Source organism: Caulobacter vibrioides (assembly GCF_002310375.3).
In the GTDB taxonomy this organism is placed as follows: domain Bacteria; phylum Pseudomonadota; class Alphaproteobacteria; order Caulobacterales; family Caulobacteraceae; genus Caulobacter; species Caulobacter vibrioides_D.
In genome coordinates this window covers 4,110,566-4,124,081 of record NZ_CP023315.3, presented here as the reverse complement: position 1 = coordinate 4,124,081, position 13,516 = coordinate 4,110,566, and the positions used below count along the sequence as shown (strand labels likewise).

Genomic DNA, 13,516 nt, shown 5'->3' with positions numbered 1-13,516 from the left:
CGCGGGGTTGTCCCCGGGGGGCGCAGCGGTGCATGTTCCGGCTTATGGCGCAACGCAAGACGCTTCTTCTGATCGACGACGACGACGACCTGCGCGGCGCGCTGGCGGAACAGTTGGCCCTGCATGAAGAGTTCGCGGTCAACGAGGCCTCGAGCGCGGGCGAGGGCGTGAAGCTGTCGCGCGAGCTCAAGCCCGACCTGATCCTGCTGGACGTGGACCTACCCGACATGGACGGCCGCGAGGCCTGCCGGCTGATGCGCAAGAACGGCGTGACCGCGCCGGTGATCATGCTCACGGCGGCCGCCAGCGACAGTGATACGATCCTTGGCCTGGAATCCGGCGCCAACGACTATGTCACCAAGCCGTTCCGCTTCGGCGTTCTGCTGGCCCGTATCCGCGCTCAGCTGCGCAGCTACGAAGCCTCGGAAGACGCTCTGTTCCGCATCGGTCCGTACGAATTCCGCCCCTCGGCCAAGCTCCTGGTCGACGAGAAGCAGAAGAAGGTGCGGCTGACCGAAAAGGAAACCAACATCCTCAAGTACCTCTATCGCGCCGGCTCCAAGCCCGTCTCGCGCGATGAGCTGCTGACCGAGGTCTGGGGCTACAACGCCGGGGTCACGACCCACACGCTGGAAACCCACGTCTATCGCCTGCGCCAGAAGATCGAGCCTGATCCGGCCGTGGCGCGGATCCTGATCACCGAGATGGGCGGCTACCGCCTGCAGCCTTAGGCTTAAGAGCCAAAAATGTCGTGTCATCCCGGCCGCAGCGCAGCGGAGAGCCGGGACCCAGGGGCGGCAGGCACAGCGCTTTGGCGCCCCCTGGGTCCCGGGTCGGCGACGCCGCCCGGGATGACAGATGTTTGGTAGCCCAAAGAAAAAGGGCCCGACCTAGCGGCCGAGCCCTTTTCCAAAACCACTTCGGCCTGACTTACGCGTTGCCGACCACGCCGCCGGCTTCGGCCTGGGCCTTGCGCGCGGCGTAGACGCCGGCGAAGTCGATCGGGTCGATCAGGAAGGGCGGGAAGCCGCCTTCGGCCGTCACGTCCGAGATCAGACGACGAGCGTACGGGAACAGGAAGCGCGGGCACTCGATCAGCAGCACCGGCTCCAGGTCCTCCTCGGGGATGCCGACGATGTGGAACAGGCCGCCATAGACCACCTCAACGTGGAACACCGCCTGGCCTTCGCGCTCGGCGCGGGCCGACAGCTTCAGGTCCACTTCGAACAGGCCGTCCGCGCGACCGCGCGCGTTCATCTCAACGCCCATGTCGATCGCCGGTTGAGCGGCGCCGGCGCGCAGCGCGTCGGGGGCCAGCGGATTCTCGAACGAGAAGTCGCGAACGAACTGGGCCAGGATGCGGATGCCCGCTTGGCCGGCCTCGGCGCCTTCCGGGGTCGCCTCGGGGGCGGTGGTGTCGGTCATTAGGATAAAATCCGTAATCGGCGGCTAGAACGCCTAAAGAAAGGTGGGCGCTGCTACCATGAGGGATGGTCTGGCGCAACGCTGGGCGCCTGACGGGCGAACTTGCCTCACCTATATAGAGATCATCTCCAGGGCCCCAAGCCCGCTGCCGGACCCCGTCGTGTTCCAGATCCTGTTCCTTGCCGCCGTGGCCGCCATCGTCCTCTACCAACTGTACGCGACCCTCGGCCGTCGCGTGGGTAGGCAACCCGAGGATGTCGCCGTAACCGCCACGCCGGGCGCCGCGTCCGCGCCCGTCGATCAGATTTTGCAATCCGAAGGCGTCGCGACGCTGAAGGCGCGCCAACCCGACTTCGACCCGGCCCGGTTCCTGACCGGCGCCCGCGCCGCCTATGAGCAGATCGTCAAGGCCTACGCCGAAGGCGATCGCGAGACGCTCAAGCCGTTGCTGGCCCCCGATGTGATGGACAATTTCGAGCGCGCCATGGTCGCCCGCGAAACAGCCGGTCGAAGCGAGAGGGTCGAGTTCCTCACCTCGCCGCGCGTTGACCTGGAGCGCATCGATGTGGTCGGCGACACCGCCAAGGCCGTGGTGCGGATCCTGGCCGAGGTTCGCACCCGCACCAAGGACGAGCGCGGCGAGGGCGTTGATGATCGTCGCACCGCCGAACTGTGGACCTTCGAGCGTGAGGTCAAGAGCACCGATCCGAACTGGAATCTATCGTTCGTGGCCGCCGCCGAGGCCTAATGAACCGCCCGTCCTATTCTTCTCTGGCGCCGCTGGCCCTGGCGGCGCTGCTTCTCAGCGCGTGCGCCAGTACGCCTGTCGAGCCACCGACGGTCTCGACGCCCGCCCCGGCGCCGTCGCCTGTCCCCCCGCCCGCTGCGGCGCCCGTTCCGCAAGGCCCAGCGCCCATCGCGCTGTCCTTTGCGAGCCTGACGGGCTGGGCTGAAGAGGACCATCTGGCGGCGCTGAACGCCTTCCGCGTTGGTTGCGGCGTGGCCAAGGATCCGGCGCTGGCTCGGGTGTGCGGTCTGGCCAAGGCGGCCAAGGCTGTGACGGGGCCGGGCGCCCGTTCTTTTATCGAAGCGAACTTCCGGCTGGAGCCCGTCGGTGGCGACGGTGCGGGCGCGGATGGTCTGCTCACCGCCTATTTCGCGCCCCAATACGAGGCGCGCATGTCGCGCAACGCCGAATTCAGCGCGCCCCTGCGCGGCCTGCCCGCTGACCTGGTGGTGCTGGATCTGGGCCCCTTCGAGCCCGCCCTGATCGGCAAGAAGATCACGGGCCACGTCGAGGGCTCGACCTTCGTCCCCTATCCTGATCGCGCCGAGATCGAGGCGGTCCCAACCGACAAGCCCCTGGCCTGGATGCGGCCCGAGGAGCTGTTCTTCCTGCAGATCCAGGGATCGGGTGTCCTGGTATTGCCGGACGGTCGCCGGGTGCGCGCGGTTTTCGCCGGCACCAACGGCAAGCCGTTCGTGGGCGTCGCCATCGCCATGCGCGACAAGGGCCTGCTCCCCGACAACAATACCTCGGCCGAGTCTATCCGGACCTGGCTGGCAGAACATCGCGGCCCCGAGGCCGACGCGATCATGCGCCTGAACCCGCGCTATGTGTTTTTCCGCACGGTTCCAGATGATGGCAACGAGCCCGCCGGCGCGGCCGGCGTTGCTCTGCCGCCGGGCCGGGCGATCGCCGTTGATCCGAGCCACCACGCCTATGGCGGCTTCTACTGGCTGGACGCCGCGGCTCCGAAACTGGCCGGCGCGTTTCCGACCTATCGCCGCGCGGTGACGGCGCTGGACACCGGCGGGGCGATCAAGGGCGAGGTGCGGGCTGACCTTTACATCGGCTCGGGCGCCGCCGCCGGCGTGGAGGCCGGCCGGGTCCGCCACACCCTGCGTCTCTATCGGCTGACGCCGAACCCTTAGCGTGAGCAAGAAGCCGCCGCCCGGACCCGACGATGACAAGCGCCTCTGGCGGCTGGTCGCCTCGACCGTGACCCCGCGCGCGCCGGTCAAACCCGAGAAGATGCGCAGCAAGGCGCGGATCCGACCGTCGCTGAAGGCCGACACCACCCTGCCGGTCGAGCCGCCGACACGTCTGGCCTCCATCGCGCCGCTGCGGCTGCATCCCGAGGACCTGAAACCGGCCGCGCCCAAGCCGCTGAAGAACCCCGCCGGCCACATCGAGCCCAATCGCAAGCTACGGATCGTCAAGGAGCGCGACCCGATCGGCGCGCGGCTCGATATGCACGGCCTGGATCAGGACCAGGCCCGCGCGACGCTGGAGGCCTTCATCCGCCGCTCGTTCAGCCAGGGGCATCGGGCGGTGCTGGTGATCACCGGCAAGGGCCGGATCGGGCAGGGGGTCTTGCGGAGCCGCACGCCCGAATGGCTGACCGACCCGTCGTTGCGCGAGATGGTCGCCGGCGTTTCCACCGCCGATCGCCGCCACGGCGGCGAGGGAGCGCTGTACGTGGCGCTGAAGCGGCGGGTTTAGTTCAACACCACTAAATCCGTGTCATCCCGGAAGCCTCGTAGAGGCTATCCGGGACCCAGGGGCCACAAGCGCCGCGCTCTTTCACCCCCTGGGTCCCGGCTCTACGCTACGCTTTGGCCGGGATGACACGAGGTTTGTGATTTAGGACTTTCTGGAAGCCTTCTCGGCGATGCCGGATGTGCCCTCGCGGGCCTCCAGCTTCTCGGCCACGGCGTCCAGCGAGACGCCCGAGGCGGCCATCAGGGCCAGCCAGTGGTAGAGCAGGTCGGCGCTTTCGGCGGCCAGCGCGTCCGGACCCTGCGCAACAGCGGCGATCACCGTCTCGACGGCTTCCTCGCCCAGCTTCTTGGCCGCTAGGGCCGGGTCGTTCAGCAGCTTGGCCGTATAGGACACCGACGGATCGCCGCCCTTGCGGGCCTCGATGGTCGCGGCCAGGCGTTGCAGCACATCGGTCAGGCGCTGGCTCATGCGGCGCCCTTCAGAGCGTCGAGGCGCACGGGGATGCCGGCGTCGGCCATGGCCTGCTTGGCCTCGCCGATCGAGATTTCGCCGAAGTGGAAGATCGAGGCGGCCAGCACGGCGGCGGCGTGGCCCTCGCGCGCGGCTTCGATCAGATGCTCAGTCTTGCCGGCCCCGCCCGAGGCGATCACCGGCACGTTCACCGCGCCCGTCACAGCCTTCAGCAGCGGGATGTCGTAGCCGATCTTGGCCCCGTCGCGGTCCATCGAGGTCAGCAGGATCTCGCCCGCGCCGCGCTCGACCACCTTGGCGGCCCATTCGACCACGTCGATCCCGGTGTCCTTGCGGCCGCCATAGGTCCAGACGTTCCAGCCCGAGCCGTCCTCGCGCGCCTTGGCGTCGATGGCCACGACCACGCACTGGGACCCAAAAGCGTCGGCGCCGCCGGCGATCAGGTCGGGGTTCTCGACGGCGGCGGTGTTGACCGAGACCTTGTCGGCGCCGGCCAGCAGAAGGCGGCGCATGTCCGACACCTGCCGCACGCCGCCGCCGACAGAGACGGGCATAAAACAGACCTCGGCGGTGCGCGAGATGACGTCCAGGATCAGGCCGCGCCCCTCGCTGGAGGCGGTGATGTCCAGGAACATCAGCTCGTCGGCGCCGGCGGCGTCATAGGCGCGGGCCTGCTCCACCGGATCGCCGGCGTCGCGCAGGGAGACGAAGTTGACCCCCTTCACCACCCGCCCGTCCTTCACGTCGAGGCAGGGAATGATCCGGGTCTTCAGCATCAGGCGGCCGCCGCGATCAGGGCTTCGGACGGCTTGATCGTGCCGGCGTAGAGCGAACGACCCAGGATCGCGCCGGCGATCTCGACGCCCTTGCGGGCCTTCAGGCGCTCGATGTCCGCGACCGCCGCGACGCCGCCCGAGGCGATGACGGGGATCGAGACGGCGTCGGCCAGCTCGCCCACGCCCTCGACATTGACGCCGGTCAGGGCGCCGTCGCGGCTGATGTCGGTGACGATCAGGGCCGCAACGCCCGCGTCCTCAAAGCGCTTGCCCAGCGAGATGGCGTCGATGTCCGACAGGCCCGTCCAGCCGTCGACCGCGACCTTGCCGTCCCGGACGTCGACCGCCACGGCGATCTGCTCGGGCCACAGGCGCGCGGCCTTCTTGACCAGTTCGGGATCGTGCACGGCCACGGTGCCCAGGATGACGCGCGAGACGCCGGCTTCGATCCAGGCCTCGACGCCTTCCAGCGTGCGGATGCCGCCGCCCAGCTGCACCGGGATCGAGATCGACTCCAGGATCTGTTCGACGGCGGCGGTGTTGATCGACTTGCCCTCGATGGCGCCGTTCAGATCAACGACGTGCAGCCACGAGAAGCCGTCCTTGACGAAGCGATGGGCCTGGTCGGCCGGCGAGGTGTTGAAGACCGTGGCCTTGTCCATGTCGCCATGCAGCAGGCGCACGCACTGGCCGTCCTTCAGGTCGATGGCGGGATAGAGGATCATGGGCGCCATTCCAGGAAGTTGGCGAGCAGGGCGAGCCCTGAAGCTTGTGATTTTTCGGGGTGGAACTGTACGCCTGCGACATTGTCCCTGGCCACAGCGGCCGTGAACGGTCCGCCGTGGTCGGCGGTCGCGACGACATCTTCCATATCGGAAGGGGTCAGGGCGAATGAGTTGGCGAAATACATGTGGGCGCCGTCCTCGATGCCCGCGAACAGGGCATGAGCGCGCGTGAAGCTGATCGCGTTCCAGCCCATGTGCGGGATGGTCAGCGACGGATCGTTGGGTTCGAGCCTCGTCACCTGACCCTGGATCCAGTCCAGGCCCGGCGTGACGCCGAACTCCAGGCCCTCTGTGGCCAGGAGTTGGTGGCCGACGCAGATGCCCATGAACGGCACGCCCCGGCCGTGGACGGCCTGGTTCATCGCCTCATAGACGCCAGTGGCGTCCAGACCCGCGCGGCACGAGGCGAACGCCCCGACGCCGGGCAGGAAGACGCGATCGGCCTTGGCGACAAGGTCGGGATCTGCGGTGACAACGATGTCGGCGTCGAGCGCGCGGCGGCGGGCCGCCTCGCGCAGGGCCTTCTCGGCCGAACGCAGGTTGCCCGACCCGTAATCGATCAGGGCGACGGTCTGCATGAAATCAGGTTCCTACAGCACGCCCTTGGTGGACGGAGCCTGACCGCCGGTCTTGGGGTCGATCTCGACCGCCTGACGCAGCGCCCGGGCCAGGGCCTTGAAGCCGCTTTCGGCGACATGGTGGGTGTTGTCGCCGTACAGGGTCTCCAGATGGACGCACGCCCCGCTGTTCATCGCGAACGCGTGGTGGAACTCCTTGAAGAGCTCGGTGTCCATCTCGCCGACCTTGGGCCGCTTGAACTCGACCTTCCAGATCAGATACGGCCGGTTCGACAGGTCGATGGCGCAGCGGGTCAGGGTCTCGTCCATCGGGATATAGGCCGAGCCGAAGCGCCGGATGCCCTTGAAGCCGTCCAGCGCCTTGTGGATCGCCTGGCCCAGCACGATGCCGGTGTCCTCGACCGTGTGGTGCATGTCGATATGCAGGTCGCCCTTGGTCTCGACCTTCAGGTCGAAGCCGCCATGGCGCGCGAAGCTCTCCAGCATATGGTCGTAGAAACCAATGCCGGTGGAGATCGTCGAGACGCCGGTCCCGTCGAGATCGATCCAGACCCGGATCTGGGTCTCCTTCGTCTCGCGGACCACTTCAGCGGTGCGGGCCATCTGAATCCTAAAGTCCGTTCTTCTGGGCCAGCTCGCGCAGGGAGACCTGCGGGCGCGGACCGTAGTGGTCGATCACCTCAGCGGCGGCGAGACTGCCCAGCTGGCCGCAGACCGGCAGCGGGCGGCCTTGCGACAGGCCAAAGAGGAAACCAGCGGCGTATTGGTCGCCCGCGCCCGTCGTGTCCACGACTTTTTCCACGGGGTAGGCCGAGATTTCGTGCAACTGCCCGTTTGCGGCGACCACCGAGCCCTTTTCGCTGCGGGTCACGGCGGCGATCTCGCACCGGGCGGCCAGAGCCTTGACGGCCTCTTCGAAGTTGGTGGTCTCGAACAGCGAGCAGACCTCGCTCTCGTTGGCGAAGACGATGTCGCACTGGGTTTCGATGAAGCCCAGCAGCGCCGACCGATGGCGGTCGACCATGAAGCTGTCGCTCAGCGTCATCGAGATCTTGCGGCCCGCGCCGTGGCAAAGGGCGGCGGCCTTGGCGAAGGCGCGGCGCGCTTCGGGCGGGTCGAACAGATAGCCTTCCAGATACGAGTACTGAGCGGCCTCGATGATCTCGGGATCGACGTCGGCGGACGTCAGCTCCACACAGGCGCCCAGATAGGTCGACATGGTGCGCTGGGCGTCGGGGGTGACGTTGATCAGGCACTGCGCCGTCGCTGGGCCCTCGGCCAGCGGCGGGGTCGTGAACACACAGCCGAGCGCCTTCATGTCGTGGCGGAAAACGCGGCCCAGCTGGTCGTCGGCGACCTTGCCGATATAGGCGGCCTTACCGCCGAAGCTGGCGACGCCGGCCATGCTGTTAGCGACGCTGCCGCCCGAAGCTTCGATCGCCGCCGACATCACATCGTAAAGGCTGGCGGCGCGCGCCGGATCGATCAGGGCCATCGAGCCCTTCACCAGGCCCTCGCGCTCGAGGAAGGTGTCGTCGCATTGTGCGATGACGTCGACAATGGCGTTGCCGATGCCGGCGACGTCGTAGAGCGCGGTCATGAAGCGGAAAAACCTTTGTAAGAACAGGACCGAAGGTCCAGGCAGCGTTGCGATTAAAGGATGTGGTCGGCCGTGGCAACGCGAGGGTTGCCCAAAGACCTGCGACATCCTAGCTGCGCTGTTCTAGCAAGCATGGGTAAACCGATGGTCGACGTTCTGCTCCTGGTCCCGGCTCGCGACGAGCCTCGCTTCGCCCACAGCTGGGGTCCGTTGTTCGAGCGCCTGGCCGCGCCGCTGCGCGCCAAGGGTTTGACCGTGGCTGCTCAGCCCTGGACCGACCCGATCGAAACCGCTCAGGCGCGCCTGGTTATGCCGTCCCTGGCCTGGGGTTATCACGGCCGTCAGCCGGAGTGGTTCGCCAAGCTGGACGCCTGGGAGACCGCCGCCATCGCGATGGTCAATCCGCCCTCGGTGCTGCGTTGGAACGCGACCAAGACCTATCTGGTCGAACTGGCCGGAAAGGGCGCGCCGGTCGTGCCGACCCACGCCCATGACGCCTTGACGATCGAGGCCGTGGACGCCGCCTTCGACGCCTTCGGGGTCGAAGAGGTGGTGGTCAAGCCGCAGGTCTCGGCCGGCTCGCACGAGACCATCCGGGTCAAGCGCGGCGGGTCGCTGGAGGGCGGTCCCACGGGTCCGGCCCTGATCCAGCCCTTCCTGCCGGCTGTGGGCGAGGAGGGAGAGCTGTCGCTGTTCTTTTTCGACGGCCAGTTCAGCCACGCGGTGGCCAAGGTCGCGGTCGATGGCGATTTCCGCGTTCAGCCGCAGTTTGGCGGCCGTGTCAGCGAGATTGCGCCTGAGCCGGAAGCTCTGCGGGCGGCCGCGATGGTGCTGGAAGCGGCCGGCCCGCCCCTGACCTATGCCCGCGTTGATTTGATCCGGGGCCTCGACCACACGCCACAGCTGATGGAGCTGGAGGTCATCGAACCGGATCTTTTCCTGGAGCACGCCCACGACAAGGGCGCGGCCTTCGCGGCGGCGGTGATGCGGGCGATGGGCTAGCGCCAAAATCCTCCCCCCAGCGGGGGAGGAGGTCCGAAGGACCGGAGGGGGAAGTGCTGCCAACCCCGCCTCTTCCCCCTCCGTCGTCTCTTCGAGCCGACACCTCACCCGCTGGGGGGAGGATTTGACCGCGCCTACGCCCCCAAGAAGAGCTCCCGCGACGGACACAGATCGCTGATCTTGCAGATCTCGCACTTGGGTTTCCTGGCCACGCAGACATAGCGGCCGTGCAGGATCAGCCAGTGGTGGGCGCGGGTCTGGTAGGGCGGTGGGACCACCCGCATCAGGTCCTGCTCGACCGCGTCCGGGGTCTTGCCGCTCGACAGCTCCAGGCGATGCGAGACCCGGAACACGTGGGTATCGACCGCGATGGCCGGCTCGATATCCAGCTCATTCAGGACCACGCTGGCGGTCTTACGGCCAACGCCGGGCAGGGCCTCAAGGTCTTCACGGGTCAACGGGACCTGACCGCCGTGTTTGTCCATGATGATGTGGGCGGCGGCGATGACGTTCTTGGCCTTGCTGCGGAACAGACCGATCGAGGCGATATACTTGGTCAGCCCTTCTTCCCCGAGCGCCAGCATCGCTTCGGCGCTATTGGCGACCTGAAACAGGGGGCCGGTGGCCTTGTTGACCTGGACGTCGGTGGCCTGGGCCGACAGGGCGACGGCCGTGACCAGCTCATAGGCGTTCGAATAGTTCAGCTCGGTCTTGGGATGCAGATCCAGACCCTCGAACCGATCGAACAGGACGGCGACGCGCTCGCGCTGGGCCGGCGAGAGGCGTTTGACGGGCTTCTTGGCGGCCTTCCGGACCGGCGTCTTGCTGACCGAAGCGGCTTTACGGGGAGTCTTGACCATGGGGCGACCATGCCGTGGGGGACTCCGCTCGCCAAGAGCGTGGCTGACACCTAAATTCGCGCCATGGCCAAGCCGATCTACATGGACCGGGTGATCGCCCCCCACCGCTCGCTGAGCCCGCAGGGCGCCGCCGTGTTGCTGGCCGTGGTCATGGCGTTCAACGTGCTGGTGGCGATCTTTCTGATCGTGATCCGCGCCCCGCCGGTTCTGCCTTTTCTCGGTCTCGACGTCCTGGCGCTCTGGATCGCCTTGCGCGCCAGCGCGCGGGCGGCCCGCCGGGTCGAGCGCATCCAGGTCACGGCCGAGGCGGTGACGGTCAGCCGCGAGGACGAAAAGGGCGCGCGCACGGTCTGGACCTCGCCGACCGCCTTCACCCGGGTCGGCGTGGAGCAGCCGGGCGAGCACGAGGTTCGCGTTCGGCTGATGATCCATCGCAAACGCCTGACCCTGGCGCGCGCCCTGGGACCGGACCAGCGCGTGGAGCTCGCCGACGCCCTGAAGGATGCGATCCGCGCGGCCCGCAACGAGCGCTGGTCGTGATCAGCGCAAGAACCGGGCGGACGGCGCTTGCCCAGAGGCCTAGCCTATGACCATGGCTTACGACGCATCCCCCCTTTCCGACGCCATTTCTGAGGCCGCGCGCCAGGAGTTGGCCCGCTTGGCCGAGCGCTCGGTCGACTACCACCGCATGGCCAAGGCGCTCCACTGGCTGGCCGAGCGGTGGTCCGATCATCCGTCGCTGGACGACGCCGCCCAGGCGGTGGGCCTTTCGCCGTTCCATTTCCAGCGCATCTTCACCCGCTGGGCGGGCGTGAGCCCGAAGACCTTTGTCTTGGCCATCGCCCACGCCGAGGCGCGACGCTCGCTGGAGGCTGGCGGCACGGTGCTGGACGCGGCCTTCGACGCCGGGCTTTCGGGACCCTCGCGCCTGCATGATCTGTTCATCGCGCAAGAAGCCGCCACGCCTGGAGAGGTGCGCCGACGCGGTGCGGGCATGCGCCTGCGCTGGGGCTGGGCGCCGACGCCGTTCGGTAAGGGCCTGTTCGTGATGGCCGATCGCGGCTTGGCGGGCCTGGCCTTCTCCGATGGCGACGACGAGGCGAGCTTCGCCGACATGCATCGGCGCTTTCCGGCCGCCGACTGGAGCCGCGACGACCTTGCGGCCCAGGCCACGGCCCTGCACGCCTTCGCCGGCGGGGAGGGGCCCTTGCCGGTCGTCCTGATCGGCTCACCGTTTCACGTCCAGGTCTGGAAGGCGCTGTTACGGATCCCGACCGGCGAGACGGCCACCTACGGCCAGGTGGCGGCCTGGGCGGGTAAGCCCAAGGCCTTCCAGGCGACCGGCGGCGCCATCGGGGCCAATCCCATCTCGCTGCTGATCCCTTGCCACCGCGCAATCGCCAAGGATGGCCGGCTGACGGGCTACCACTGGGGCCTCGCCCGCAAGGCGGCGATGCTGGGCATGGAGGCGGTCGCGGCGGCTTCCTGATCCTCCCCCTAGCGGGGGAGGTGGTCGCGAAGCGACCGGAGGGGGAAGGGGTGTTGAGCTTGCGGCTTCCCTCTCCGTCGGCTTCGCCGACACCTCTCCCTTGGGGAGAGGGTTTCTCCCAGAGCTACAAAATAAACCGGCTCAGATCCGCATTGGCCGCCAGCGCGCCCACCCGCTCCTGCACATAGGCCGCGTCGATCGTCACGGTCTCGCCGCCGCGATCGGCGGCGGTGAAGCTGATTTCCTCGACCACCTTCTCCATGACCGTCTGCAGCCGGCGGGCGCCGATGTTCTCGACCGAGCCGTTCACGGCCACCGCCGCGTCGGCCAGGGCGTCGATGGCCTCGTCAGTGAAGACCAGCGTGACCTCTTCGGTCGCCATCAGCGCCTGGTGCTGGCGGATGAGGTTGGCTTCGGGCTCTGTGAGGATGCGGCGCATATCATCGCGCGACAGGCCCTTCAGCTCTACGCGGATCGGCAGGCGGCCCTGCAGTTCCGGCAAAAGGTCCGAGGGCTTGGCGACGTGGAAGGCGCCCGAGGCGATGAACAGGATGTGGTCGGTCTTGACCGGTCCGTACTTGGTCGAGACCGTCGTGCCCTCGATCAGCGGCAAGAGATCCCGCTGCACGCCCTCGCGGCTGACATCGGCCCCCGAACGCTGCGAGGAGCTGGCGACCTTGTCGATTTCGTCCAGGAACACGATGCCGTGGTTCTCGGCCAGTTCCAGCGCCTCCTGGGTTAGGGCTTCTTGGTCCAGCAGCTTGTCGCTTTCCTCGGCGATCAGCGGCGCCCAGGCGCCCGAGACGGTGGTCTTGTGGGTCTTGGTGCGGCCGCCGCCCAGCGACTTCATCATGTCCGACAGGTTGAAAACCGCCGCGCCGGGCTGGCCGGGAATGTCGAAGCTGGGACCGCCGGTGTCGGCCAGTTGCAGCTCGATCTCCTTGTCGTCCAGCTCGCCGGCGCGCAGCTTCTTGCGGAAGGACTCGCGTGCGGCGGTCGAGCCCGGACCGGTGAGCGCGTCGAGGATGCGCTCCTCGGCGGCGCCCTCGGCCTTGGCCTTCACGGCGGCGCGGCGCTTTTCCCGCACCATGGCCAGGGCGCTTTCGACGAGGTCGCGCACGATCTGATCGACGTCGCGGCCGACATAGCCGACCTCGGTGAACTTGGTGGCTTCCACCTTCAGGAACGGCGCCTGGGCCAGCTTGGCCAGGCGGCGGGCGATCTCGGTCTTGCCGACGCCGGTGGGGCCGATCAGCAGGATGTTCTTCGGGGTCACCTCATCGCGCAGGTCGGCGGGGACCCGGCGGCGGCGCCAGCGGTTGCGCAGGGCCACGGCGACGGCCTTCTTGGCCTCGGCGTGGCCGACGATGTAGCGGTCCAGTTCGGAAACGATCTCGCGGGGCGAAAACTCGGTCATTACAGGCTTTCGACGGTCAGGTTGCCGTTGGTGTAGACGCAGATCTCGGCGGCGATGCCCATGGCCTTGCGGGCGATGTCCTCGGCCGAGAGGTCCAGATCGATCAGGGCCTTGCCGGCCGCCAGGGCGTAGTTGCCGCCCGAGCCGATCGCCGCGACCGCCCCGCCGCCGAGGCTCTCGCCGGGCTCCAGAACATCGCCGACGCCGGTGACGGTGTAGATGGCGGTCTTGTCGGCCACCAGCAGCATGGCTTCTAGCCGGCGCAGATAGCGGTCGGTCCGCCAGTCCTTGGCCAGGTCCACGCAGGCGCGGGCCAGCTGGTCGGGATACTGCTCCAGCTTGGCTTCCAGCCGTTCAATCAGGGTGAAGGCGTCAGCCGTGGCGCCGGCGAAGCCCGCGACCACCTTGCCGCCGGCCAGGCGCCGCACCTTGCGGGCGTTGCCCTTGACGACGGTTGGGCCCATGGAGACCTGTCCGTCGCCGGCGATCACGGTCGAGCCGTTCTTGCGCACCGCCAGAATGGTCGTGCCGTGCCAGTCGGGGAAGGAAGAGCTGTTACTTTGCATGGCTTCGCATGTGGCGAGGCCGGGGCGGAGGGTCAAGCGCC

Annotated in this window: 18 protein-coding genes; 8 read left to right on the top strand and 10 right to left on the bottom strand. The window is 68.0% G+C overall.

Annotation, left to right across the window (positions count from 1 at the left end):
- Positions 1–44 precede the first annotated feature (44 nt).
- Together CA606_RS19660 and CA606_RS20435 are read left to right on the top strand one after the other, a co-directional pair.
- Positions 45–731 carry a response regulator transcription factor gene (locus CA606_RS19660; protein WP_181242926.1) on the top strand — a complete coding sequence of 229 codons (687 nt, stop codon included), beginning with the start codon at positions 45–47 and terminating at the stop codon, positions 729–731.
- 15 nt (positions 732–746) lie between these two features.
- Positions 747–869: a hypothetical protein gene (locus tag CA606_RS20435; RefSeq protein WP_233282169.1), complete on the top strand. Its 123-nt coding sequence runs from the start codon at positions 747–749 to the stop codon at positions 867–869.
- Between the two features lie 61 nt (positions 870–930).
- Here the strand turns inward: CA606_RS20435 and secB are convergent, their stop codons facing one another.
- Positions 931–1,425, bottom strand: a complete 495-nt coding sequence (gene secB, locus CA606_RS19655; RefSeq protein ID WP_096052993.1) for a protein-export chaperone SecB — start codon at positions 1,423–1,425, stop codon at positions 931–933.
- A 145-nt stretch (positions 1,426–1,570) separates the two neighbouring features.
- Here secB and timA point away from each other — a divergent pair, with 145 nt between their 5' ends.
- Genes timA through CA606_RS19640 form a run of 3 tightly spaced genes read left to right on the top strand, consistent with a single transcriptional unit; the run spans position 1,571 to position 3,931 of the window.
- Complete coding sequence (timA, locus tag CA606_RS19650; RefSeq protein WP_181242925.1) at positions 1,571–2,173, top strand: TIM44-related membrane protein TimA; 603 nt, start codon at positions 1,571–1,573, stop codon at positions 2,171–2,173.
- A complete protein-coding gene (locus CA606_RS19645) occupies positions 2,173–3,360 on the top strand; it encodes a murein transglycosylase A (protein ID WP_181242704.1) in 1,188 nt (395 codons plus the stop codon). The genes timA and CA606_RS19645 overlap by 1 nt, the downstream gene beginning before the upstream one ends.
- 1 nt (position 3,361) lies before the next feature.
- A complete protein-coding gene (locus CA606_RS19640) occupies positions 3,362–3,931 on the top strand; it encodes a Smr/MutS family protein (protein WP_096052995.1) in 570 nt (189 codons plus the stop codon).
- Positions 3,932–4,072: 141 nt separating this feature from the next.
- Here CA606_RS19640 and CA606_RS19635 read toward each other — a convergent pair whose 3' ends face one another.
- Genes CA606_RS19635 through CA606_RS19610 form a run of 6 tightly spaced genes read right to left on the bottom strand, consistent with a single transcriptional unit; the run spans position 4,073 to position 8,141 of the window.
- On the bottom strand, positions 4,073–4,399 hold the full coding sequence (locus CA606_RS19635) for a phosphoribosyl-ATP diphosphatase (protein WP_096052996.1): 327 nt from the start codon (positions 4,397–4,399) through the stop codon (positions 4,073–4,075).
- Positions 4,396–5,178, bottom strand: a complete 783-nt coding sequence (hisF, locus tag CA606_RS19630; RefSeq protein ID WP_096052997.1) for an imidazole glycerol phosphate synthase subunit HisF — start codon at positions 5,176–5,178, stop codon at positions 4,396–4,398. Before hisF ends, CA606_RS19635 begins: the two co-directional genes overlap by 4 nt.
- The gene (gene hisA, locus CA606_RS19625; RefSeq protein ID WP_181242703.1) at positions 5,178–5,912 is read right to left on the bottom strand and encodes a 1-(5-phosphoribosyl)-5-[(5-phosphoribosylamino)methylideneamino]imidazole-4-carboxamide isomerase; all 735 of its coding nucleotides are present in this window, start codon (positions 5,910–5,912) and stop codon (positions 5,178–5,180) included. Before hisA ends, hisF begins: the two co-directional genes overlap by 1 nt.
- A complete protein-coding gene (gene hisH / locus CA606_RS19620; RefSeq protein WP_096052998.1) occupies positions 5,900–6,541 on the bottom strand; it encodes an imidazole glycerol phosphate synthase subunit HisH in 642 nt (213 codons plus the stop codon). Before hisH ends, hisA begins: the two co-directional genes overlap by 13 nt.
- A gap of 12 nt (positions 6,542–6,553) precedes the next feature.
- Positions 6,554–7,144, bottom strand: coding sequence for an imidazoleglycerol-phosphate dehydratase HisB (hisB, locus tag CA606_RS19615; RefSeq protein WP_096052999.1), 591 nt, complete (start codon positions 7,142–7,144; stop codon positions 6,554–6,556).
- 7 nt (positions 7,145–7,151) lie between these two features.
- Positions 7,152–8,141, bottom strand: coding sequence for an adenosine kinase (locus CA606_RS19610; protein ID WP_096053000.1), 990 nt, complete (start codon positions 8,139–8,141; stop codon positions 7,152–7,154).
- A 144-nt stretch (positions 8,142–8,285) separates the two neighbouring features.
- Between CA606_RS19610 and CA606_RS19605 the strand changes: the two genes are divergently transcribed.
- Positions 8,286–9,143, top strand: a complete 858-nt coding sequence (locus tag CA606_RS19605) for an ATP-grasp domain-containing protein (protein WP_181242702.1) — start codon at positions 8,286–8,288, stop codon at positions 9,141–9,143.
- 134 nt (positions 9,144–9,277) lie between these two features.
- On the opposite strand, the gene nth is transcribed toward CA606_RS19605, so the two are convergent.
- A complete protein-coding gene (gene nth, locus CA606_RS19600) occupies positions 9,278–10,003 on the bottom strand; it encodes an endonuclease III (protein WP_096053001.1) in 726 nt (241 codons plus the stop codon).
- A 63-nt stretch (positions 10,004–10,066) separates the two neighbouring features.
- Between nth and CA606_RS19595 the strand changes: the two genes are divergently transcribed.
- Both CA606_RS19595 and CA606_RS19590 read left to right on the top strand, forming a co-directional pair.
- Complete coding sequence (locus CA606_RS19595) at positions 10,067–10,543, top strand: DUF2244 domain-containing protein (RefSeq protein WP_096034681.1); 477 nt, start codon at positions 10,067–10,069, stop codon at positions 10,541–10,543.
- A 46-nt stretch (positions 10,544–10,589) separates the two neighbouring features.
- Positions 10,590–11,492, top strand: coding sequence for a methylated-DNA--[protein]-cysteine S-methyltransferase (locus CA606_RS19590; RefSeq protein ID WP_096053002.1), 903 nt, complete (start codon positions 10,590–10,592; stop codon positions 11,490–11,492).
- Positions 11,493–11,616: 124 nt separating this feature from the next.
- Here CA606_RS19590 and hslU read toward each other — a convergent pair whose 3' ends face one another.
- Both hslU and hslV read right to left on the bottom strand, forming a co-directional pair.
- Entirely contained in the window at positions 11,617–12,909 is a 1,293-nt protein-coding gene (gene hslU / locus CA606_RS19585) for an ATP-dependent protease ATPase subunit HslU (RefSeq protein ID WP_096053003.1), read from the bottom strand.
- A complete protein-coding gene (gene hslV / locus CA606_RS19580; protein WP_015923353.1) occupies positions 12,909–13,511 on the bottom strand; it encodes an ATP-dependent protease subunit HslV in 603 nt (200 codons plus the stop codon). Before hslV ends, hslU begins: the two co-directional genes overlap by 1 nt.
- Positions 13,512–13,516 lie beyond the last annotated feature (5 nt).